The sequence below is a fragment of the Nocardia tengchongensis genome (assembly GCF_054781395.1).
The window spans coordinates 2219573-2241864 of the sequence record NZ_BAAGUM010000006.1; the positions used below are offsets into that span (position 1 = coordinate 2219573).

At 69.8% G+C, this 22292-nt stretch carries 18 protein-coding genes; 9 read left to right on the forward strand and 9 right to left on the reverse strand.

Features of this window, described 5'->3' with window-relative positions; all coding sequences use genetic code 11:
- Positions 1-158: 158 nt before the first annotated feature.
- From lon to ACYVKL_RS21305, 4 genes are all read left to right on the forward strand, one after another.
- Positions 159-2552 carry an endopeptidase La gene (lon, locus tag ACYVKL_RS21290; RefSeq protein WP_379165811.1) on the forward strand — a complete coding sequence of 798 codons (2394 nt, stop codon included), beginning with the start codon at positions 159-161 and terminating at the stop codon, positions 2550-2552.
- A 121-nt stretch (positions 2553-2673) separates the two neighbouring features.
- Positions 2674-3480 (forward strand): heavy metal-binding domain-containing protein, encoded by an 807-nt coding sequence (locus tag ACYVKL_RS21295; protein WP_213558603.1) that lies wholly within the window; start codon positions 2674-2676, stop codon positions 3478-3480.
- The gene (locus tag ACYVKL_RS21300; RefSeq protein ID WP_379165453.1) at positions 3477-3848 is read left to right on the forward strand and encodes a DUF5073 family protein; all 372 of its coding nucleotides are present in this window, start codon (positions 3477-3479) and stop codon (positions 3846-3848) included. Before ACYVKL_RS21295 ends, ACYVKL_RS21300 begins: the two co-directional genes overlap by 4 nt.
- 102 nt (positions 3849-3950) lie before the next feature.
- Positions 3951-4652: an endonuclease/exonuclease/phosphatase family protein gene (locus ACYVKL_RS21305; RefSeq protein ID WP_379165454.1), complete on the forward strand. Its 702-nt coding sequence runs from the start codon at positions 3951-3953 to the stop codon at positions 4650-4652.
- On the opposite strand, the gene ACYVKL_RS21310 is transcribed toward ACYVKL_RS21305, so the two are convergent.
- From ACYVKL_RS21310 to ACYVKL_RS21335, 6 genes are all read right to left on the reverse strand, one after another.
- Positions 4649-5641 (reverse strand): oxidoreductase, encoded by a 993-nt coding sequence (locus ACYVKL_RS21310; protein ID WP_379165455.1) that lies wholly within the window; start codon positions 5639-5641, stop codon positions 4649-4651. The genes ACYVKL_RS21305 and ACYVKL_RS21310 overlap by 4 nt on opposite strands.
- Positions 5642-5726: 85 nt before the next feature.
- Positions 5727-6509, reverse strand: a complete 783-nt coding sequence (locus ACYVKL_RS21315; RefSeq protein WP_379165456.1) for an enoyl-CoA hydratase/isomerase family protein — start codon at positions 6507-6509, stop codon at positions 5727-5729.
- A gap of 32 nt (positions 6510-6541) precedes the next feature.
- Complete coding sequence (locus ACYVKL_RS21320) at positions 6542-7618, reverse strand: DNA polymerase IV (protein WP_379165457.1); 1077 nt, start codon at positions 7616-7618, stop codon at positions 6542-6544.
- 95 nt (positions 7619-7713) lie between these two features.
- On the reverse strand, positions 7714-8184 hold the full coding sequence (locus tag ACYVKL_RS21325; protein WP_379165458.1) for a hypothetical protein: 471 nt from the start codon (positions 8182-8184) through the stop codon (positions 7714-7716).
- A gap of 212 nt (positions 8185-8396) precedes the next feature.
- The gene (locus tag ACYVKL_RS21330; protein ID WP_379165459.1) at positions 8397-9344 is read right to left on the reverse strand and encodes a class I SAM-dependent methyltransferase; all 948 of its coding nucleotides are present in this window, start codon (positions 9342-9344) and stop codon (positions 8397-8399) included.
- 71 nt (positions 9345-9415) lie between these two features.
- Positions 9416-11296: an ABC transporter ATP-binding protein gene (locus ACYVKL_RS21335; protein WP_379165460.1), complete on the reverse strand. Its 1881-nt coding sequence runs from the start codon at positions 11294-11296 to the stop codon at positions 9416-9418.
- Positions 11297-11453: 157 nt separating this feature from the next.
- Here ACYVKL_RS21335 and ACYVKL_RS21340 point away from each other — a divergent pair, with 157 nt between their 5' ends.
- Both ACYVKL_RS21340 and ACYVKL_RS21345 read left to right on the forward strand, forming a co-directional pair.
- Positions 11454-14216 carry an FAD-binding and (Fe-S)-binding domain-containing protein gene (locus ACYVKL_RS21340; RefSeq protein ID WP_379165461.1) on the forward strand — a complete coding sequence of 921 codons (2763 nt, stop codon included), beginning with the start codon at positions 11454-11456 and terminating at the stop codon, positions 14214-14216.
- Between the two features lie 89 nt (positions 14217-14305).
- Positions 14306-15199: a DNA-3-methyladenine glycosylase family protein gene (locus ACYVKL_RS21345; protein WP_379165812.1), complete on the forward strand. Its 894-nt coding sequence runs from the start codon at positions 14306-14308 to the stop codon at positions 15197-15199.
- Between the two features lie 30 nt (positions 15200-15229).
- On the opposite strand, the gene ACYVKL_RS21350 is transcribed toward ACYVKL_RS21345, so the two are convergent.
- Genes ACYVKL_RS21350 through ACYVKL_RS21360 form a run of 3 tightly spaced genes read right to left on the reverse strand, consistent with a single transcriptional unit; the run spans position 15230 to position 18223 of the window.
- The gene (locus ACYVKL_RS21350) at positions 15230-16504 is read right to left on the reverse strand and encodes an extracellular solute-binding protein (RefSeq protein WP_379165813.1); all 1275 of its coding nucleotides are present in this window, start codon (positions 16502-16504) and stop codon (positions 15230-15232) included.
- A gap of 11 nt (positions 16505-16515) precedes the next feature.
- Positions 16516-17346, reverse strand: a complete 831-nt coding sequence (locus tag ACYVKL_RS21355) for a carbohydrate ABC transporter permease (protein ID WP_379165462.1) — start codon at positions 17344-17346, stop codon at positions 16516-16518.
- Entirely contained in the window at positions 17336-18223 is an 888-nt protein-coding gene (locus tag ACYVKL_RS21360) for a carbohydrate ABC transporter permease (RefSeq protein WP_379165463.1), read from the reverse strand. The genes ACYVKL_RS21355 and ACYVKL_RS21360 overlap by 11 nt, the downstream gene beginning before the upstream one ends.
- A gap of 212 nt (positions 18224-18435) precedes the next feature.
- On the opposite strand from ACYVKL_RS21360, the gene ACYVKL_RS21365 reads away from it, so the two are divergent.
- Genes ACYVKL_RS21365 through ACYVKL_RS21375 form a run of 3 tightly spaced genes read left to right on the forward strand, consistent with a single transcriptional unit; the run spans position 18436 to position 22291 of the window.
- Positions 18436-20316, forward strand: coding sequence for an SCO2524 family protein (locus tag ACYVKL_RS21365; protein WP_379165464.1), 1881 nt, complete (start codon positions 18436-18438; stop codon positions 20314-20316).
- Complete coding sequence (locus ACYVKL_RS21370) at positions 20313-21245, forward strand: SCO2523 family variant P-loop protein (RefSeq protein WP_379165465.1); 933 nt, start codon at positions 20313-20315, stop codon at positions 21243-21245. The genes ACYVKL_RS21365 and ACYVKL_RS21370 overlap by 4 nt, the downstream gene beginning before the upstream one ends.
- Positions 21242-22291 carry an SCO2522 family protein gene (locus ACYVKL_RS21375; protein WP_379165466.1) on the forward strand — a complete coding sequence of 350 codons (1050 nt, stop codon included), beginning with the start codon at positions 21242-21244 and terminating at the stop codon, positions 22289-22291. Before ACYVKL_RS21370 ends, ACYVKL_RS21375 begins: the two co-directional genes overlap by 4 nt.
- The last annotated feature ends 1 nt before the right edge of the window (position 22292 follow it).

The window sequence follows — 22292 nt, forward strand, 5'->3', positions numbered from 1 at the left end:
GTCATCCGGCGTTCGCCCCCGGCGAACGGCGGGGTGGAACAATCGGTATACCTCCGAGGTTGACTGGGTAACGCTCAACCTTGGAAGGGGTCGAAGACGTGACTACACCTCAGAACCTGCCGGTCCTGTTCCTGACCGATCCGATCGTGCTGCCCGGCATGGTCGTGCCGATCGAGCTGGACGAGTCGTCGCAGGCCGCCATCGATGCCGCCCGCGCGGGCAAGGTCAACCAGGTGCTGGTCGCGCCTCGGCTCGACGAGGGGTACGCCAGTTACGGCGTGGTGGCCACCATCGAACAGGTCGGCCGGATGCGCGGTGGCGCGCCCGCGGCGGTGTTGAAGGCCGAGAGCCGGGCCAAGATCGGGCACGGGGTGACCGGACCGGGCGCGGCGCTGTGGGTCGAGGCCGAGCCGGTGGAGATTCCGGCCGCCGATGGACGCACCAAAGAGCTTGCGGCCGAATACAAGAAGCTGGTCGTGTCGGTGCTGCAGCGTCGCGAGGCGTGGCAGGTGATCGACGCGGTCAATCAGATGAACGATCCGTCCACGCTGGCCGACGCGGCCGGGTGGGCCTCGTACCTGAGCAACGAGCAGAAGCGCGAGATCCTCGACACCCCGGATACGCAGGCGCGGCTGCACAAGCTGATCGACTGGACCACCCAGCACATCGCCGAGACCGAGGTCAGCGAGAAGATCAGCGAGGACGTGCGGGAGGGGCTGGAGAAGACCCAGCGCGAGTTCCTGCTGCGCCAGCAGCTCAACGCGATTCGCAAGGAACTGGGCGAGGACGAGCCGGACGGCGCGGAGGACTACCGCACCCGCGTCGAGAACGCCGACCTGCCCGACGACATCCGCGAAGCCGCGCTGCGCGAGGTCGGCCGGCTGGAACGCTCCAGCGATCAGAGCCCGGAGACCGGCTGGATCCGCACCTGGCTGGACACCGTCCTGGAACTGCCGTGGACGGTGAAAACCACCGACTCCACCGATGTTTCGGCCGCCCGCGCGGTGCTGGACGCCGACCACCACGGCCTGGACGAGGTCAAGGACCGCATGGTCGAGTACCTGGCCGTGCGTTCCCGCCGGGCCGCCCGCGGCCTGGAGGTCGTCGGCGGACGCGGTTCCGGCGCGGTGCTGGTGCTGGTCGGTCCGCCCGGCGTCGGCAAGACCTCGCTGGGTGAATCGGTCGCACGGGCATTGGGCCGCAAGTTCGTTCGCGTCGCCCTGGGCGGCGTGCGCGACGAGGCCGAGATCCGCGGTCACCGGCGCACCTACGTGGGCGCGCTGCCCGGCCGTATCGTGCGCGCCATGAAGGAGGCGGGATCGATGAATCCCGTTGTCCTGCTGGACGAGATCGACAAGGTCGGCAGCGACTTCCGCGGCGATCCCGCGGCGGCCCTGCTGGAGGTGCTGGACCCGGCGCAGAACCACACGTTCCGCGACCACTACCTGGACCTGGATCTGGACCTGTCCGACGTGCTGTTCATCGCGACCGCGAACGTTCTGGAGACGATCCCCGGCCCGCTGCTGGACCGCATGGAACTGATCAGCGTCGACGGCTACACCGAGGCCGACAAGGTGGCCATCGCCCGCGACTTCCTGATCCCGCGGCAGCTGGAGCGCAATGCTCTGACCGCCGAGGAGGTCTCGATCACGGACGAGGCGCTGCGTGAGGTCGCCGCCAACTACACCCGGGAAGCCGGCGTGCGGCAGATGGAGCGACTGATCGCGAAGGCGCTGCGCAAGGCGGCCACCAAGCTGTCGGAGTCGGCGGATATCGCCGACACCGAAAGCCTGGTCAGCAAGGGCGAATTCGTGCCGGAAGACCTGGGCTACGACAAGAACCTGGGCTACGACACCGAATCCGGTTCGACCGCGGCGGCTTCCGGCAAGCTGGTGATCGGACTGGGCGACCTGAAGGAATACCTGGGCCGTCCGCGCTTCACCCCCGACGGGGTGGAACGCACCGCGGTCCCCGGTGTCGCGACAGGTCTGGCGGTGACCGGCGCCGGCGGTGACGTCCTCTACATCGAGGCCAATGCCGCCGAGGGCGACCGCTCCCTGACCTTGACCGGTCAGCTGGGCGACGTCATGAAGGAGTCCGCGCAGATCGCCCTGACCTACGTCCGCTCCCACCTGGAAGAGATCGGCATCGAGCCGAGCGTGCTGGATCGCAATATCCACATCCACTTCCCGGCGGGCGCGGTGCCGAAGGACGGACCGTCCGCGGGCGTCACCATGGTCACCGCCCTGGTGTCGCTGGCCCTGGGCCGCCAGGTCCGCGCGGATGTCGGCATGACCGGTGAGGTCACGCTGAACGGACGGGTGCTGCCGATCGGCGGCGTGAAGCAGAAGCTGCTCGCCGCGCAGCGCGCCGGCCTGAAGACCGTGTTCATCCCGGCCCGCAACGAGCCGGACCTGGACGAGGTCCCGGCCGAGGTGCTGGCCGCCCTGGATGTCCGCCCGGTCGCCGACGTGGCCGAGATCCTGGCCTACGCCATCGAGCCGGTCGCCGAACCGGCCTACGACGGGCGGCGGTTGAGTGCGACGGCGTAAGGGCTCGGCGTGAGCGTGTGAGGTAACGGCGAGGGGCCGTGTGTCTTCTGTGAAGACGCACGGCCCTTTCCGTTTCCAGGTCGTACTCTCGGAGAAGACTTCCGACGGAGGGCGAAACGCCATGCAACCGAACCAGCCGAGTCAGCCGCAGCAGCTCGATCAGGTCGCGGGAGAGCGCCTCTCCCATGCGAACCGCATCTTCACCTCGGACCTGTCGGTCAACGAGTTCGCGCTGCTGCACGGCGCGGGTTTCGAACCCATCGACCTGGTGATGGGGGTGTCGGTCTATCACGTCGGCTTCCAGTTCACCGGTATCCGCCAGCAGCAGGAACTGCCGGTGCTGACCGAGGCCACCTATCGGGCGCGCTGGAATGCCATGTCCCGCATGCAGGCCGAGGCCGATTCGCTGAACGCGGACGGCGTGGTGGGCGTCCGGCTGGAATGGCGTCAGCACGGCGAATCCCTGGAACATCTGGAGTTCATCGCGGTCGGCACCGCGGTCCGGTTCGCGAAGGCGCCGGGCAGCTACAAGCGGCCGAACGGGCAGGCGTTCACCAGCCACCTCTCCGGCCAGGACATGGTGACGCTGATGCGCACCGGCTACGCCCCGATCGCTTTCGTGATGGGCAACTGCGTCTTCCACGTGGCGGTGCAGAGTTTCCGCCAGATGCTGAGCCAGATGGGCCGCAATATGGAGATGCCGCAGTGGACGCAGGGCAACTATCAGGCTCGTGAACTGGCGATGTCCCGCATGCAGGCGGAGGCGGAACGGGATGGCGCGAACGGTGTCACCGGCGTCAGCGTCGATATCTCCAACTACGCCTGGGGTTATCACACGGTCGAGTTCTACGCCTCCGGCACCGCGGTCCGCCGGATCGGTGAGGGCGACCCGATCGTTCCGCAGTTCACCCTCGGAATGAACTCGTGACCGACTTCGATATCGACACCGCCGCCCGCGTCATCTCGGCGGCGCTGGGTGGTCCCGGCGGCCTGGGTCTGGTCTTCACGGTGTTCTCGAGCGTCCCCGGAGTTACCCGGACGCCGCCCCGTAAGTCGCTGTTCCGCTCCGAGCCGGAGCGGGTCAGGATCGGTTCGTGGCGTTATCAGGTGACGCGGGACGAGCGGATCCGCGCGGAGCACATCGTCGGCGGAATCGTGCTGGCCGAGGAGCTGTTGCCGGCCGCGACGATCGCTCCGCACCTGGCTCGGGCACTGGCCGAGATCGCCTCCTCGTACGGTCCGCCCGCGCTGCCGCATCTGTCGGCGGCGCTTGAGGTGCTGGCCGATGCGGGCTGAGATGGCAACCGTCGGGCGAATTTTCGTTGTTTCACATGAAACGCTGTTTCCGGGGTGAATTTGAAAGCCCCACGGTCCGTGCGGATCTCATAGGGTGCGGTAGTGATCACCGTCGCCACCTGGAATGTCCTGCATCGTGTCCACGCCGACAACTGGGCCAGTGAGATCGCCGGGCAGTGGCCGGACGAGGCCGACCGCATCGCGGCCGTGACCGCGGCGGTCGCGGCCCGCACCGAAACCGTGGTCGCGTTGATGGAGGTCAGTGGCGACCAGCTGGCCGACCTGCGGAACGCGCTGCCCGCCAGGGAATTCCATGTGCTCGACTACCCGCGGGTGCCGACGCCGCGCCGCCTGCCGAACGTCCTGCGCGACCGGAGCGAGCATCTGGTGATCCTGGTCGACGGCTCCGCGCGGCAGGTCGCCGCCGAACCCTTCCTCTTCGATCCGGGCAAGGGCGCGCTGGCCGTCGACTTCGACGGCACGCTGATCGTCGCCACCCACGTGACCGGCGATCAGCGGCGCGCCGACCAGTTGGCGCGGTTGCGGCTGCTGACGGCATCCGGCCCGGCGGTGCTGCTCGGCGACTTCAATATCGACCGGACCGCGCTGGCCGAGGCCCTGGGTGACGACTACGCCGTGGCCTGGTTCCCGCCGGATTCCCTGCCCACCCGCCCCCGTGACTCGGGGGCGAAATCCCAGTTCATCGACCATGTGGTCACGCGCGACCTACCGGTGCGCGGCGTCACGGTCGAGGATGTGGCCGGGTTGTCCGACCACAATCTCGTCCGCGCGATCGTCGGCTAGAACTCGCCCGCTACCCCGAGAACGGTACGGCCGGAATGGGTTCCGTCCAGGATGGAGCGCAGCACCGACTCCGCCTCGGTGATCGGGGCGTAGTTCTCCAGCAGCGAGAGGTGCCGGGGCTTCAGATCTTTCGCCAGGCGAGTCCACAGGTCGCGGCGCCGCTCGATCGGGAAGTGCGCCGAGTCGATGCCGATCAGGGAGACGCCGCGCAGAATGAACGGCATCACCGTGGTGGGCAACTCGGCCCCGCCGGTGAGACCCGAAACCGCCGCCGCGCCACCGTATTTGACGGTGCTCAGGATGTGGGCCAGGGATTCGCCGCCGACGCTGTCGACGACGGCGGCCCACTGCGCCTTGCCGAGGGCGCGCGGCTTCTCGCCCTCGCCGGGCAGCCGGCCGATGACCGAGCTCGCGCCGAGCGCCGAAAGCAGTTCGCTCGCACCGAGTTTGCCGGTGGAAGCCACCACCTCGAAGCCCAGTCCGGACAGAATGTCCACCGCGACGCTGCCGACGCCGCCGGTCGCGCCGGTGACCAGCACCGGTCCGGCCTCGGGGGTGACGCCGCGATCGAGCAGGGCCTGCACGCTCATGGCGGCGGTGTAGCCCGCGGTGCCGATGGCCGCCGCCTCGCGCGGGGTCAGGCCGTCGAGTTTCACCACCCACCCGGCCGGGACGCGCGCGTATTCGGCGAACCCGCCGTGGTGCGCGACGCCGATGTCGTAGCCGTGGGCGACCACCAGGTCCCCGGGCGCGAATTCCGGATCGGTGGAGCTGACCACCTCGCCGGTGAGGTCGATGCCGGGGATGAGCGGATACTGCCGCACCACGCCGCCGCGCGGGGTGATCGCCAGTCCGTCCTTGTAGTTGGCGCTCGAGAAGTGCACTTTGATCGTCACGTCACCCGGCATGAGGAAGTCGTCGGCGACTTCCTCCCGGGTGAGGGCGATCCCACTGTCCGTTTCGTGTGCCACCATCGCCTGGAAACCCATGCTCAGAGCATAGGGCCCGGAACACCGGCCGGATCGGTGCTTGCGGCTATTGAGAGATGCGGCCGGTATCAGGTGAATTCGGGAATCAGGCGTACTTCGGCGCGCGCTTCCCGGTGAAGGCGGCGATACCTTCCTGGCCGTCCGCCGACTCCGCGTTGCGGGTGATGAACGCGGCCTCGGTGTTCAGCTGCTCCTCCAGGGTGTGCTGACCGGAGACCAGCAGCAGCTTCTTCACCGCGGCATTGGAGGCCTTGGGTCCGGCGGCGAATTCCTGGGCCAGGGCCTCGACCGCGCCGGTGAGTTCGTCATCGGCGACGACGCGGTGCAGCAGACCCCAGTCGAGGGCCTCGGCCGCGCGCAGGGTGCGGTTGGTGAGCATGAGCTCCTGGGTCTTGCGCAGGCCGATGAGCCGCGGCAGGTAGTAGGACGCGCCGCCGTCCGGGCTCAGGCCGATCTTGGTGTACGCCATGGTGAAGGCGGCGGACTCGGCGGCCACCACCAGGTCACCGGCCACCGCGAGGCTCATGCCCGCGCCCGCGGCGGTGCCGTTCACGCCCACGATGAGCAGCGCGTCCATCCGGGCCAGCGCCGAGACCGCGCGGTGCAGGGTGTCGGCCAGCTTCGCGACGAACGCTCCGGTGTCGTCGCTGGCCGCCATGGCCCGCACGTCGCCGCCCGCGGAGAAGAAGCGCCCGGCGCCTGTCAGCACCACGACCTTCACGGCCGGGTCCTCCGAGCAGTACGTGGCAGCGCGCTCCAGCTCCTCGGCGAGCGCCTGATCGATGCCGTTGGCGGCGTTCGGCCGGTTCAGCGTGATGCGGGCGATCGGGCCGTCGTGCTCGAACAGGATGTTCTCGTAGTCGCTCATCGCGGGGAGTGCCTTCCGTCGGTGGAACTTGATCACAGCATGGCGTACTCGACACGGACCCCGAGCAACCGGATCGGCCGATCCAGCTCGAAAGCGTGCAGCACCTCCAGGGCGGTCTGCACGATCTCGTCGAGGTCGACCGTCGGCGCGGGCAGTTTCCGCTGCTTGCTGCGGGTGAAGAAGGTCTTGGTGCGGACCGTGACGCTCACCCGCCCTATGGCCCGGCCCGCAGCGAGGGTCTCCTCGGCCACCTGGGTGGCCAGCCGCGCCACCGCGGCATCGATCTCGTCGCGTTCGGTGAGGTCGCGGGGGAAGGTCTCGGATCGGCTGTGGCCCACCGGTTCTCGTGGTTCGGCGATATCGGTGTCGCCCGCCCCGTGTCCCAGTACCCACAGGTAGGGGCCGGTATTGGGCCCGAACTCCGCGGCCAGCACGCTCCGGTCGGCGGCGGCCAGATCGGCCACGGTCTCGATGCCCAAGCCGCTCATCCGTTTCGCGATGCGCGCGCCGATGCCCCACAGGGCGGTGGTGGGCCGATGGGCCATCAGCTCGACCCAGTTGGCGGCGGTCAGCCGGAAGACGCCGGTGCCCGCCTCTTGCTCGGGCGGCGGCTCGTCGGCCGCCGGCAGCGTCTTCCCGACGGCCTTGGCGAATCCGGTGGCCAGCTTGGCCCGGGTCTTGTTGTCCCCGATGCCGACCGCGCAGGTCAGGTCCAATTCGGCGATGGCGGAGCGGATCTCGCCCGCCAGCCGCTCGGGGTCCTCGGTGTCCACCGCCAGGAACGCCTCGTCGAAGCCGAGCACCTCGACCCGCCCGGGGAAGGTGCGCAGCAGCGCCATGATCTCCTCGGACGCCTCGGCGTAGGTGGCCAGATCCTGCGGCAGGAAGACGCCGTCGGGGCAGCTGCGCGCGGCCGTGCGCAGCGGCATGCCGGCCCGCACACCGAAGGCCCGCGCGGGATAGGACGCGCAGGACACCACCTTGCGGGGTTCGGCGGGATCGCCGTTCCCGCCCACGATGACCGGTTGCCCGCGCAGCTCCGGATGCCGCCGGAACTCGACCGCGGCCTGGAATTGGTCGAGGTCGACGTGCAGCAGCCAGCGCGTCACCCTTCCGTCATACCGCAAGGTCTCCCGAAATGCCGGGATCCCCGAGCGCGGTCAGGGGAAGGAGTACGCGGTGATCTGCCGGAACGGCATGCTGGTCAGCGGGTGCCGCGCAACAGGCCGAGCGGTGAACGGTAGGCGTAGCGCGCCCGCACCGCACCGGAGTCGACCTGTCCGGTCACCCTGATCAGCGGCGCACCCGGGAAGCGCGGCAGTTTGACGCGGTTGGCCACCGAGCCGTTGCCCGGCTGCACGCCCTCCATGTCGACCCGCCAGCCGCGCGGCACGATCAGCACGATCGCCCCCGCGCCGGCCGCGACCCGGATGTCGATCTCGCGCCGGGAGCATCGGGCCTGGGTGAAGTCCAGCACCAGCTTGCCCGAGACGCATTCGGCCACCAGCTGTTTCGGGACGGTCCAGTCCTCGTCGGTGCGTTTGGTGCCGCCGTTCACCCGGAGTTCCAGGGGCTGCGCGTCCGGCGAGGGCCGATATCGGCGCGCACCGAACGCGCCCTCGATATCGTCGACGCGGGTCGCGGCCGTCTGCCGCTGTTCCTTGGTACGGGTCACCGAAACTCCTCCCCCGGCATGTGAAACGATCATCTGGGTTATGCCATGGGAGCTCGAATTATGCCGCATAGCAGGGCATTTCGGGAGGTCGGAGCGGGTTCTGCGGCCACAACACGGTGTCGGTTCGGGCACGGCCAGATCACGATCGTGCCCGATCGACTCCGCTCCTACGGCTCGAGGGACGCCGTGTCCGCGGCGCGGCGGCAGCGCCGTCAGCGCCGGCCGACGAAGACCGTGGTGGTGCCGAGAATGTAAATGTCTTCGCGCGCACCGATATACGTGTCGGCGGACCGATCCAGCAGCGCCGCGATGGTGGCCCGATCCGGTTCGCCGAGGCGTTCACCGACCCGCTCGCTCAATCCGGTCAGCCAGGCCACCACGCTCTCGCGCACGGCCGGGGTGGGCGGCGCGGGGTGGTCGGTCAGCACGCTGAACGATGTCGCCTCGGCCAGCCCGGCCCGGGTCAGCGCCACATTCCAGCCGTAGGGCATGGAGACCGCGCCGGTGATCTCGGTGCGCATCTGGGCGAATCCCGCGTCCCGCAGGCCCAGCAGCCGGTCCTGCAGGCCGGGCGCGCCGACCCCGAGTTCCCACGGCAGGCATCGCGCGCTCACGCCGCCCTCGGCCAGCGCCAGCCGGCCGCCGGGACGCAGCAGCCCGGCCAGGCGCGCCACGCCCGCCTGCTGATCGGGCAGGTGATGCACCATGCGCGAGGCCCACACCAGGTCCGCCGCCGGGAGGCCGGCGCCGAAATCCTCGGCGGCGGCATCGGCCTGCACGGTCTCGACCCGGACCCGGTCGTCGCCGTCGAGCGCGTCCTGCACCGCCTGCTGCGCGACCTCGAGCAAGGCGGGGACGGCGTCGACGATCAGCAGCCGGCCGCCGCCGCGGGCGAGCAGTTCCCGCGCGAACGCCACGCTCTGCCCGCCCGCGCCGGCCCCGATGTCCAGCACGGTCGCCTCGGCTCCGGCGGGAATCGCGGCGACCAGCCGGCGCGCGATCTCCGCGTGCGCCTCGGCCGACATGGCGTCGTCGCGCTGCAGGTCGGGGATCATGGTCGCCCAGTCGATCCCGTCGTGCGTGTGCCCGTGCCCGTGGGCATGACCGTGGGAATGCTGGTGTCCGTGCGTGCCTGCCTGATCGTGTGCGTGAGCGCTCATGCCCCCGACGTTATCGGCGTGCGCTCACCCGCCTCGAATTCTTTTGCCGATCCGGCAACGCGTCGGTCCGATCAGGCCGACGCCGGCACGCTCGTGTCGGCGAACTGGGTGCGGTAGAGCTCGGTGTAGCGGCCGTCCGCGGCGAGTAGTTCGGTGTGGGTGCCGCGTTCCACGATGCGGCCGTGCTCGAGCACCAGGATCTGGTCGGCGTTGCGAATGGTGGACAGCCGGTGCGCGATGACCAGGGCGGTGCGGCCGTCGAGGGCCTCGGCCAGGGCTTCCTGCACGGCCGCCTCGGAGGTGGAGTCCAGGGAGGCGGTGGCCTCGTCGAGGATCACCACGCGCGGCTGCTTGAGCAGCAGGCGGGCGATGGTGAGGCGCTGGCGTTCGCCGCCGGAGAGGCGGTAGCCGCGCTCACCGACCACGGTGTCCAGCCCGTCGGGTAGGGACTCGATGAGGTCGCGCAGCCGAGCCCGGCGCAGTGCGTCCCACAGCTCGTCCTCGCCGGCCTCGGGCCGGGCGAGCAGCAGGTTGGCGCGAATGCTGTCGTGGAACAGGTGCCCGTCCTGGGTGACCAGGCCGACGGTGTCCTGAATGGACTGCCCGGTCAGTTCCCGCACGTCCATGCCGCCCAGCAGCACCGCGCCGGAGTCCACGTCGTAGAGCCGCGAAACCAATTGCGCGATGGTGGATTTCCCGGCCCCGGAGGAGCCGACCAGCGCCACCATCTGCCCCGGCTCGGCGCGCAGCGACACTTCGTGCAGCACCTCCTCGCCGCCCCGGGTGTCGAGGGTGGCCACATCCTCGAGCGAGGCCAGCGACACCTTGTCGGCCGACGGATAGCCGAAGCTGACCCCGTCCAGCTCGACCGCCACCGGGCCCGCGGGCACCGGTGTGGCCAGCGGCGAATCCTCGATCAGCGGCTTCAGATCCAGCACCTCGAAGACCCGCTCGAAGCTCACCAGCGCCGACATCACGTCCACGCGGGCGCTGGCCAGCGCGGTCAGCGGCGAGTACAGCCGGGTCAGCAGCAGCGAAAGCGCCACCACCGCACCGGGTTCCATCTCGCCCTTCAGCGCCAGGTAGCCGCCGAGCCCGTACACCAGCGCCAGTGCCAGCGCCGAGACCAGGGTGAGCGCGGTGACGAACACCGTCTGCAGCATGGCGGTGCGCACGCCGATATCGCGCACTCGCCCGGCCCGCAGCCCGAACTCCGCGGACTCCTGCCGCGGCCGGCCGAACAGTTTGACCAGGGTCGCGCCGGGCGCGGAGAAGCGTTCGGTCATCTGGGTGCTCATGGCCGCGTCGAGCCCGGCCGCCTCGCGCTGGATGCCGGCCAGCCGCTCGCCCATGCGCCGGGCGGGCATTACGAAGACCGGCAGCAGGACCAGCGCGAGCAGGGTGATCTGCCAGGACAGCCGCAGCATCACGGCCAGTGTGAGCGCGAGCGTCACCACGTTGGTGACGACCCCGGACAGGGTGGTGCTGAAGGCCCGTTGCGCCCCGATGACGTCGTTGTTCAACCGGCTCACCAGTGCGCCGGTCCGGGTACGCGTGAAAAAGGCGATCGGCATCTTCTGGACGTGGTCGAACACGGCGGTGCGCAGATCGAAGATGAGCCCTTCTCCGATGCGCGCCGACAGCCACCGGATGACCAGGCCGAGCCCGGCGTCCAGGACCGCCACCACCGCGATGATCGCCGCCAGCACCAGCACCGTGCGTGGCGCGCCGTGCGAGACGATGGCGTCGACCACGCGACCCGCCAGCACCGGCGTAGCCACTGCGAGCAGGGCCGACACGATGCTGAACACGAGGAACGAGATCAGTTGCCGGTGGTGTGGCCGCGCGAACGCGAGAATCCGCTTGGCAGTCGCCACGCGCAGCGGTCGCTGCTCCGTGGGCGCGTGCATCTGCCGATAGAGCTGATTCCACGCCACCGATTCGATACTCATCCCAGCTCCTCCACTGTCCGAGGTCCATCAAACCCCGCACCACTGACACTAAGACCTCAACAAAGGTTGAGAGCAAGCGCTTCCGGGCTGGTCAGGAGTTCGCCGACAGCGAAATCCGGGACCCGCATAGGGTTGATGACGTGAGCGAGGCCGAGTCGTGAGCGAAGTCTGGGAACGAGCGTTGCGCGGGTCGATCACCGGTGAGGTCGACACCGGTCCGCGGCGGCGGGCCGAGTACGCCTCGGACGCGTCGAACTATCGGGTGCCGCCGCGCGCGGTGGTCTTCCCCCGCGACGCGGCCGATGTGGCGGCGGCCCTGGATATCGCGCGCGCGGAGGGTCTGTCCGTGACCGCGCGCGGGGCGGGCACCTCGGTGGCGGGCAATGCCATCGGACCGGGTCTGGTGCTCGACTTCAGCCGCCACCTGACCGCGATCCTCGATCTCGATCCCGATCGGCGGACCGCCCGGGTGCAGCCCGGGGTGGTGCTGGCCACCCTGCAACGCGAAGCCGGTGCGTACGGCCTGCGGTTCGGCCCCGACCCGTCCACCCAGAACCGCTGCACGCTGGGCGGCATGATCGGCAACAATGCCTGCGGTCCGCACGCGGTGGCCTGGGGCCGCACCTCGGATACGGTGCGGGAGTTGCGGATTCTGGACGGTCTGGGCCTGGAGCGGACGCTCGCCGCCGATCCCGGCGTGCTGGCCGGACTGCCCGAATTCACCCGCGAGCAGCTGGCGCTCATCCGCACCGAACTCGGTAGATTCGAACGCCAGGCGTCCGGCTACGCGCTGGAACATCTACTGCCGGAACGGGGCTCGTCGGTGGCCAAGGCCTTCGTCGGCACCGAGGGCACCTGCGGCCTGCTACTGGACGCGACCGTCGACCTGGTTCCGGTGCCCGCGGCCACCGTGCTGGTGGTGCTCGGCTATCCGGACATGCCCACGGCCGCGGACGATATCGCCGCGGTCATGGCGGTGCGGCCGATCGCCGTGGAGGGCATGGACGCCCGCTTGGTCGATGTGGTGCGCACCCATCGCGGCGCGGTGCCCGACCTGCCGCGCGGCGGCGGCTGGCTGCTGATCGAAATCGACGGTGACACAGCGGAACACGCACGTGAGAAGGCGGAGACGCTGCGCGCCGGCGTCGGCGCGGTGGATTCGCGGTTGGTGACCGATCCGGCCGAGGCGCGGGCGCTGTGGGGCATCCGGGCGGACGGCGCGGGCCTGGCCGGTCGCACCCCGGACGGCAACCCGGCCTGGCCCGGCTGGGAGGACGCCGCGGTGCCGCCCGAGCGCCTGGGCGACTACCTGCGGGAATTCGAGGCGCTCACCCGTGAGCACGATCTGGATGGCCTGCTGTACGGCCATTTCGGCGATGGCTGTATCCACGTGCGCCTGGATCTGCCGATAGCCGATGCGCCGCAGCGCTTCCGGAGCTTCCTCGAGGACGCGGCCCGGCAGGTGGTGCGGTTCGGCGGCTCGTTGTCGGGTGAGCACGGTGACGGCCGCGCGCGCTCGGATCTGTTGCGGCTCATGTACTCCCCGGCCGCCCTCGCGGCCTTCGCGGAGTTCAAGGCCCTGTTCGATCCCGACGGGGTGCTGAATCCCGGTGTGCTCGTGCACCCCCGCCCCCTCGACGCCGACCTGCGCCTCTCCGGATTGCGACCGTTGCCGACGACCGGCGGATTCACCTTTCCCACCGACGGCGACCTGGCCACCGCCGTGCATCGCTGCGTCGGTATCGGCAAGTGCCGCGCGGACACTTCCGGCGGTGTCATGTGCCCGTCGTATCTGGCGACCGCCGACGAGAAGGACAGCACCCGCGGCCGTGCCCGCGTCCTGCAGGATGTCGTCCGCGGTGAGCTGGACTGGCGCTCGGCGGCCGTCGCGGAGTCCCTGGACCTCTGTTTGTCGTGCAAGGCCTGCCATTCCGAGTGCCCCGCCGGCGTCGATATGGCGACCTACAAGTCGGAGACCCTGTACCGCCGTTATCGCCACCGGCCACGTCCGATCGACCACTACACCCTCGGGCAGCTGCCGCGCTGGCTGGGTGCGGCGGGCCGACTGCCCGGACTGGTCAACCGGATCGGAGCCACCGCGCCCCTGCGTCGCATCGGATTACGCACGGCTGGAATGGATTCGCGGCGCGCGGTACCAACCCTGGCGGCCCCGAGTTTCCGCCGTTCCCGGCGCTCGCCGACGGTCCCGGCGGGTGCGGGGCCGGGCGTACTGCTGTGGCTCGACACCTTCACCGACGCCTTCGATCCCGAGATAGCCGCTGCCACGGTGGAATTGATCGAATCGCTGGGCCACCACGTCCATATCCCCGACCGTCGGGTCTGCTGCGGTCTCACCTGGATCAGCACCGGTCAGCTGGACGGCGCCCGCAAGCGGCTGCGCGCCACCGTCGATGCGCTCGACGCGCACGTCCGCTCCGGCGGCGTGGTGGTCGGCATGGAGCCGTCGTGCACCGCGACCCTGCGTGACGATCTCCCCCGTCTGCTCCCGGACGATCGGCGCGCCGCCGCCGTGGCGGCCGCCGTCCACACCCTCGCCGAGTTCCTGGAGACCCAGCCCGGCTGGCGCCCCCCGGATCGTTCGGGGCAGACGGTGCTGGTGCAGCCGCACTGTCACCAGCACGCCGTGTTCGGTTTCGCCGCCGACCGCCGCGTGCTGCGGCGCACCGGCGCCGAGTTGATCGAGGTCACCGGCTGCTGCGGGCTGGCCGGCAACTTCGGCATGCAGCGCGGCCACTACGAGGTCTCGGTGGCGGTGGCCGAGCGCGGCCTGCTGCCGGCGTTGCGGGCCGCACCAGCGGAGGCGATCGTGCTGGCCGACGGTTTCTCCTGCCGGACCCAGGCCGCGCAGCTGGCCGGGCGATCGTCCCGCCATCTCGCCCAGTTCCTGCTGGACCGGTGAGGCGTCCCTAGAATGGCGCGGTGACGTCAGCGCCGCCCGCCCAGCCCGCTCCGGGGTCGGCCGCGCTCGCCCGCGAGGGGTCCCGCGTCCTGCGGTCGGAGCGGCCGCTGGATCTGGCCGCGACCATCTCCCCGCTGCGCCGCGGTTTCGGCGATCCCTGTCATCGCCGGACGCCGGACGGTTCGCACTGGCACGCCTCGCGGATGCCGTCGGGCGAGGTCACCTACCGGCTGCGGCAGCTCGACCGGCACACGGTCGACGCCCGCGCGTGGGGTCCCGGCGGCGAGGAATTCCTGGAGCGGCTGCCGGCGATGCTGTGCCTGGACGAGGACCTCAGCGACTTCGCCCCCGAGCATCCCAAGGTCGCCGAGGCGCACCGCCTGCACCCGGGCCTGCGGATGCTCCGCACCGGACTGGTGTGGGAGGCGCTGGTCCCCGCGGTGCTGGAGCAGAAGGTGCACACCAAGACCGCCCACGACTCATGGCGGAAACTGGTGTGGCGCTACGGGACTCCCGCACCCGGCCCGGCCCCGGAGGGGCTGCGGATCATGCCGGACGCCGAGACCTGGCGGCACATTCCGTCGTGGGTGTACCACCGCGCCAATGTAGGGCCGCAACGGTCGAAAACCATTGTGCTGGCCGCGCGTATCGCATCGAAGCTGGAGGAAGCGGCCACCCTGGGCCACGCCGAGGCCGCGCAACGGCTGCGGACGGTGCCCGGCATCGGAATCTGGACGGCCGCCGAGATCGCCCAGCGGGCCTTCGGCGATCCGGATGCCCTGTCGGTGGGCGACTTCCACCTCGCCGCCACCGTCGGCTGGACCCTGCTGGGTGAGCCGATCGACGACGACGCCATGGTCGAATACCTGGAACCGCTACGCCCGCACCGGTATCGGGCGGTCCGGCTGCTCGGTCTGGCCGGGTTCGCGCACAAGCCGAAGTTCGGCCCCCGCACGCCCTATACCGATCACAGCCGCATCTGAGCGCCGATCACCGCTGCGCGGCCGCATCGATCACCGCTGTGCGGCCGCGGCGTCCGCCTCCCGTTGCGCGCGGGCCAGCGCCTCCGGCACCGGGATCCGCCCCAGATACATCTCGTCGAGAATCGGCGTGATCGCTTGCAGGGCCGCCGGGAATCCGGCTCCGCCGCCCGTGCTGATCGTCGCGCCGCGCAGCACATCGAAGAACGGCGACACATCCACGCCGTGCCGGGCCCAGTAGTCCCGATACACCTGCTGCTCGGAGACCACCGCCGGAATCGTGGCCCCGTCCAGACCCAGATAGCGATTACCCGCCGCGCTGCCCAGCCAGGCCAGTACCCGGCGCGCCGCCTCCGGGTGCGCGGTGGCGGCGTTGCCCGCGACTCCGATGGCATTGTTGGCGCTGACCCGTCCGGCCGGACCCGCGGGAATCATGGCCAGGCCCCAATGGAATCCGGCGTTCTGTGCGACGGTCGCCAGATTGAAGGTGCCGGACTGGAACAGCGCCATGCGACCCTGCAGGAAGGCGTTCTTGGCGAAGTCGCCGCTGGTGTTGGTGTCCGCGGCGGAGGGTGAGAGCCGGTCGGCGACCAGTCCGACCGTGTAGCCGTAGGCGTCGCGCCCCGGCTGTGAGTCGAACGCGAAGCGGCCGTCGCGCTGCAGCTGCCCGCCCGCCGAGCCCAGATACGGCAGCGAGATCGACTGGAAGTCGTTGGCGGCGTTGTACGGCCAGGCCGACACGGTGGCCAGCCGCCGCAGTACCGGACGGAACGTGTCCTGCCCGGGATCCGGACTCCATCGCAGGCCCGCGAGCTCGCCCGGCTCGACTCCGGCCCGCGCCAGCAGGTCCTGGTTGACGTAGACCGCGGTGCCGCCGTCTACGAATTGCGGTACCGCCCAGAGCTTTCCATCCCGCGTGAATTGGGTGACGGCCTGGGGATCCCAGCTCCGCGCGGCGTCCGGTCCGAGCGCCGCGCCGATATCCATCAGGTGCCCGCTGTCGGCGTAATCCTCGTAGAGGTTGGTCCAGAACAGGTCGTCGGCGATCCCGCCCGCCACGTCCAGCCGCAGCTTCTGCGCGTAGGAAGCCCACGGCACCAGCGTGATTCGCACCTCGACATCCGGATTGGCGCGCTGGAATTCGTCGAGCGAGGCACGGTAGGCGGTGACGAAGCTCTGATCCCAGATCCGCAGCCGCACCACGGTACGCCCGCCGCTCTCGCCGTCGCGCCCCAGCCACAGCGCCGCGGCCACCAGTAGCACCGCGACGGCCAAGATCCCGAGGACGGCCCGGGTCGACTCCTTCAGATGGCGGCTCCTCATTTCAGCCCCGTGACCGCGATGGACCGCAGCACCTGCCGCTGGAACGCCACGAACAACAGCACCAGCGGCGCGATGGCCAGCGTGGTGGCGGCCATGATCAGCGTCCACTGCGCGTTGTACTGCGTTTGCAGATTCGCCGTGGCCACGGTCAGTACCTGCCATTTCGCGCCGGACGCGGCGACCAGTGGCCACATGAAGCTGTTCCACTGCGAGACCACGGTGATGACGGTGAGCGTGGCCAGGATCGGCCGGCTCATCGGCACCACGACGCTGATCAGGATGTCGAGGGTGGTGGCGCCGTCGACCCGGGCCGCGTCGATGATCTCTCCCGGGATCGCCAGGAAGTACTGGCGCAGTAGGAAGATCGCGTAGGGCGACCCGAACAGGAACGGCAGCACCAGCGCCCAGAAGGTGTTGAGCCAGCCCAGCTTCGCGAACATCAGATACAACGGCACCAGGGTGACGGCGCTGGGCACCATCATGGTCCCGAGGTACACCCAGAACAACACGTCTCGGCCGGGAAACCTGGTGCGCGCGAACGCGTATGCCGCCATGATCGAGATGACGAGTTGTCCACAGGCTATGCACACCGTCATCAGTGCGGTGACCGCGACCGCGCGGCCCAGGCCCTGGTCGAGCACGGTGCGGAAGTTATCCACAGTCGCCGGATCGGGTGTGGCCAAAGCGGATTCGCCCGCGAACTGCTTCGGCGTCTTGATCGCCGTCATCGCACTCAACACCAGCGGCGCGACCGTCAGCAGGGCGCCGAGGATCAGCATCGTGTACGCCGCGACGGCGCGCACCGCCGCCCGCTTGTCAGTATTCATAGCTGGTCCGATTCCGGAAGTACCGGTGCTGCGCCACCGTGATCACGAACATGACCGCGAACACCACCACCGCCATGACCGCGGCCCGCCCGGGATGGGCGGCGTCGAATGCCTCCGAATACATCCGCATGGCAACGACATCGGTGCTGTGCCCGGGTCCGCCCTTGGTCAGGGCGTACACGGCGTCGAAGGTCTGGAAGACGCTCAGCACGCCGGTGACCAGCACGAAGAACATGGTCGGTCGCAGCAGCGGCAGGATCAGCCAGCGCACCCGCCGCCAGCCCACGGCGCCGTCGAGCGCGCCCGCGTCGAGGATCTCGGCCGGGATGGCCCGGATCCCGGCGACGAAGAACAGCGCCACATAGCCGACATTCATCCAGACGATGACGGTGGCGACCGCCGGCAGCGCGAGCGCGGGCGAGCTCAGCCACTCCACCCGCCGTCCCAGGACGGCGTTCAGCGCCCCGCCGGTCGGTGCGAAGATCCACTGCCACACCACGCCGACCGCCACGGGCGCGCACATCCACGGCAGGGCGTACACGACGCGCAGCACGGTCCCGCCCGGCCCGCGCCGCGCGAGCAGCGCCGCCACGACAAAGCCCAGTGCCGTCTGGGCGGGCACCACCAGGGCGGTCAAGGCCAGCGTCACCAGGATCGAATGCCCGAATTGCCGGTCCGTGAGGACCGATCGCCAGTTGTCCCACCCGGTGAATCGGATGGGCCCCAGCAGATTCCAGCTGTGCAGGCTCAGCCACAGCACCACCGCGATCGGCAGCAGCAGAAAGCAGCCGACCCCGATCAGGCTCGGCAGCAGCAGGGCGTAGCCGACCGCCGCCTGTCTGTGCTCGGCCGTCGTGCGGCGGGCCGTCCGGTCCATGACGGGGGACGCTACCGGCCCGGCCCCGCCGCACCCGCTCTCCCACGCCCGATCTGCCCGATATTGTGCGGTGTCCGATATTGCCCTGTGCGCGACGCGATTTCGAGCCTGCTGTCCACCCGGTGCCCGTGGTCGGCGCATGATAGTTTGTGCCGCGCTCGTACATTGCGATGGCGGCGAGGCTGGCCACGACAGGGCAGGGGACGGCGTCGATGAGAATCAAGCCACGGGAACAGATCCTCGGAGTCTGGCGGTCGCTGCTGACCGCGTGCTACCAGGACGAGACCTGGGTCTGGGGCGGTCGCAACGGCTCCAACTCGATCAGCGACGCCGAACAGCTGCTCTGCCTGCTGTACCCGGCCACCGAGATCGACGGCTTCGGGCTGGAGACCCCCGACGAGATCGCCAAGGACATCCTCGAGGTGCTGTCCCCGTTTGGTGACGACGGCCTGCGGATTGGCGAGCGGGTGGTGTGGCTGCTCGAGCAGTACGTCGACCGCTACACCGACCACGATCCGGACACAGGCATCGAACTGCCGAACTTCGCCGCGGGCAGTTACCTCGCCTCCTCCGACGGGGCCGAGCCGACGGCGTCGCAGCGCGCCCTCGATGTTGTCGACTCCTACTCGATGTCGCTGACCCTGTGCCTGGCCGCCATGAAGTTCCTGCGCGGATTCAGTGGACCCGTGGCCGAACTGGCTGTGGGGCGGCGGACCAGGCTCGCGGTTGAACTGGGCCCGCGCATCGAACGGCTCGATGCGCATATCAATGCCCGGCTCACCGCCGCCATGGTGGGCCTCGTCCGCAGTTTCGTGGTGAACACGGTCACGCCCAAGTCCCCGGCCGGTCAGGCCATGCTGTCGATGCTGAATCAGACCGGCAGTTCTCCTGGCACGGTGGTGCGCGCCGTACGGGACCGCCTGGACCGGGTCCGGATCCGACTACGCAACGATGCCACTCTCAGTCAGATCGAGGGTGTCGACCTGGACAGCTCGGACATGCTCTTCGAATGCGGCTGGAGCTGGGCCATCGTGCGCAAGGCCGCCGCCATCGACTTCGTGGACATGCCGATCGCCGAGCAGCCCGGCTACGCCATCGCCCGGCCCTACCTGCATTTCACGGTGGTGGCGCTGGACGGCATCAACGACCTCACCTCGCAGCGCACCCGTGAGCTGGACCTGCTCGACGGTCAGCAGCGGCGGCTGGCCGAGGCGCTGCAGCTGCGCTGGGATCTGGCCCAGCGGTACTGGGCGGCGGTGGCGCGCTTCGGCACCGGGCGCTGGCCGCTGGAGGACATTCCGTGGCGCACGTCCGACGGCGAGGAGTCGGACTACTTCAGTCTCATCGTGTCCGCTGTGCTCATGCAGGACCTGCTCAACCGCGAGGCCAATGACGACGATCTGGATCGCGCGGCCACCATCTTCGACGAGCTGGCGCGCCGCGGCCGCATCATCCGCCGCTTCACCGCCGGCGATCCCGCCCGCATCCTGCACACGCCCGGCCTCAGCCTGCGGCTGCTGGGCAGCGAGGAACTCGACGGCCCGCTGCTGCTGTGGACCGTATCCGATTACGCCACCGTACTTTTGAAACGCACCCTGCAGGCCGCGCGACTCTCCGGCACCATCGAGACCCGCGATCAGCTGATGGCGCTGGCCCAGGCCACCATGGACCACCTCGACCTGCGCGCCTTCCGGGAGGGCCCGGCCACCGGCCTGTGGGACGACCCCAGTCGCATCTTCGGCGGCACCGAATCACACCTGCCGTCCTGGTATCTCACCGAGCGCGTGGTCGAGTGCATGGTGACCGCGGCCCGCATGTACCGGGAACCGCCGCTGCGGGCGCCGAATTCGGTGACCCGGGCGATGGAACTGCTGACCGAGGCCGAGCACCTGCTCAATCGGGAGATGCTGGAGCTCAGCGAAACCGACATGTCGGCGGGCCGCACCGCGCTCGCTCTGGCCGAACAACGGCTGGAACGGGCCCGCAAGCTCATCGACGAACGCCCGGGCACCGCCGTCAGTCTCGCCTCGCAGGCCCTCATGGAACTGGACGAGCTCGCCTACGCCCGGTTCGACGCCACCAGGAGCGTGTGACCGTGCTCGTGTTCTCCGCGTCCGACAAGGGCGGCACCGGCCGCTCGGTGACCAGCTGCAATATGGCGTACTGGCTGAGCATGAAGGGCCACAAGGTCGCCTACCTGGACTTCGACTTCGGATCCCCCACCGCGGGCGGCACTTTCGAGATCAGCCGGATCGACAACGGCGTCCGGGACGGGACGGGTCTGCACGCCTACCTGCTCAACGAGAACGGTTCGCCCGCGCGGCTGAGCGTGCGCTCGGAGACCGACCGCATGGAGCTGAGCCGATCCCGGCATCCGTCGGGCCGGCTGGTGCTGTTCCCCGGCGACCTCGGCGGCTCCGAGTTCACCACCCTCGACGAGCGCATGATCGACCGTTGCGCCGCCCTGTTCGCCACCTGCGAGCAGGAATTCGACGTCACCTTCGTGGATCTGAGCGCGGGCCGGTCCATCGCGCTGGCCCTGGCGCTCAGCGCCACCCGGGAGCCGCAACTGTCCCGGGCGGTGTGCCGCTGGCTCATCTTCCACCGCTGGACCCGCCAGCACATCGCGGCCGCCCGCGGCTTGGTGCACGACGAGCACGGCGTGCTGGCCACCGGCGAGGCGTGGGGTCACGACCGCACCGCGCTGCTGAACTCGCTGCGCTTCGTCCGCATCGCGGTGCCCGAACTCAACCACACCACGGGCCTGCGCCCGGCCCAGGCGGCCTGGCTGCAGGAACAACACAACACCCTGACCCGCGCGGCCAACCGGCACGGCATGGGTCCGAGCGGGATACTGGGTCAGACCCCGGTGGAACCGATGCTGCAATGCCGGGAGCAGGTGATCCTGGACGTGGATGTCGCCGCCCATGTGGCCAATGTCGAGACCGTGGACGCGTTCCGCACGCTCACCGAGAAACTCATGAACGACGCCGTCTGGGAACAGGTGGAGGTACGCAGATGAGCTCCGCGACCGACTACAGCGAGGCCGGTGAACGCAATCGCGTGGCCGGGCAACCGCTCTCGCACCTGTCCATCGAGGTCGGGCACTTCTACATGGACGAGCTGGTCAACGGCGTCGACCGGATCCGCGCGCAGCTGCGCAAGGTGGCCCCGATCGTCGACACCCAGATCGCGGCGGCCGAGGCCGAATTCGGGCCGGGCGCGCGGGTCAGCACCTGCTTCCTGGTTGACGACTACTTCTGGAGCCGCACCCCGGCCCGATCCCGGGACGCCCGCCGCACCGCCGATCCCCGGGACGTGCTGGAGAAGCTGCTCACCGCGGCCGAGGAATGCGGGGTGCGCATCGATTACCTGGCGCGCGAGGCGGGCTGCGCTGAGGTGCCGTCGTTCCGGGACGGCGAGCCGGTGGGCGAACCGGTGCGGCTGGCGGAGATGATGTCGGCCCGTATCGTGGCCGAACCCGAGCGCGACAGCACCGGCCGGCGCCCGCCGACCGTCGAATCCGGCTGGCTGTGCAACGGCCGCCGATCCTCGGAATTCGATGCGGGACAGGCGATGCGGGTCGCGCGCTACCGGCCGCCGGAGGAGTTCGGCGCCCGCAATCACTCGATCTTCCTGGACGTGCAGCTGTGGAGCCGCCAGTTCGAGGAGGTGGCCGGGCGGCGGGAGGAACGCATCCTGTGGTCTTGCCCCTTCCTCGCGACGATTTGGCAGTTGTTGCGGCTGGGGATGATTCGCGACGAGGGCGCCATGGTTGCCGCGCCGGTGCCGTGGGACGACCCGTGGCCCGAGGAGTGGTCGCGGCTGCCCGCGGTGGTGCAGCTGAACCCGCAGGCCAAACCGTTCGCGGCGTACCGCGCGCTGTCCGTGCTGCCCTACAGCTATCTGGGCATCGAGCACGCGGTCCGGGTGATCCTCGACCACCTGCAACTCGACGACGACGTGCAGGCCAAGCTCGCCGAACGCGGTGCGGGCGAACGAATTCCGGTGGAGGTGCCACGCCAGGCCACCCGCCGGTTGAACCACATCTTCCTCGGGGACGTCTGAG